General features: G+C 64.9%; 1 protein-coding gene. It reads left to right on the forward strand.

Annotated elements, in window-relative coordinates:
* Positions 1–66: 66 nt before the first annotated feature.
* Positions 67–598: adenosylhomocysteinase (locus tag EN984_RS36965; protein WP_206517596.1), on the forward strand; the 532-nt coding region annotated here is incomplete at its 3' end.

The raw sequence follows: 598 nt of genomic DNA on the forward strand, positions 1-598 counted from the left end.
AAGATTTGTCACATGCAAAAAACTTTTTTGCAAGTGCTGAATATGGACCATGATCGGAGACTGCGAATGACCCAGGCGAAGGCAAATCTGGCAAACCCGGAACTGGTCGAACGCGGCCGCGCCCGTATCGCCTGGATCCGTTCGCGCATGGCGATGCTCGCCACCCTGCGCTCGGAGTTCCGCGAAACCCAACCCTTCGCCGGCCGGCGCATCGGCGTGTCGCTGCATGTCGAGCCGAAGACTGCGGTGCTGCTCGAGGTGCTCGCCGAAGGCGGGGCCGAGATCGTCGGCACCGGCAATCATGGCTCGACGCAGGACGATGTCGTCGCCTTCCTGCAAAGCCAGGGCATCGGCGTGTTCGGCAGCCGCGCCGACACGCTGGCCGACCATCACGCCAATCTGGCGCGGGTACTGGATGCCAAGCCCGACATGCTGCTCGACAATGGCGCCGACCTTGCCGCCGGCATCATCGAACGCGGCTGGGCGGCCTCCATTCTCGGCGGCACCGAGGAGACGACGTCCGGCGGCGACCGGCTGCGCGGCGAACTGGCCGGCAAGGTGCCGTTTCCGTCGATCGTCATCAACGACAGCCCACTGA

Source organism: Mesorhizobium sp. M7A.F.Ca.CA.004.12.1.1 (assembly GCF_003997835.1).
GTDB lineage: Bacteria > Pseudomonadota > Alphaproteobacteria > Rhizobiales > Rhizobiaceae > Mesorhizobium.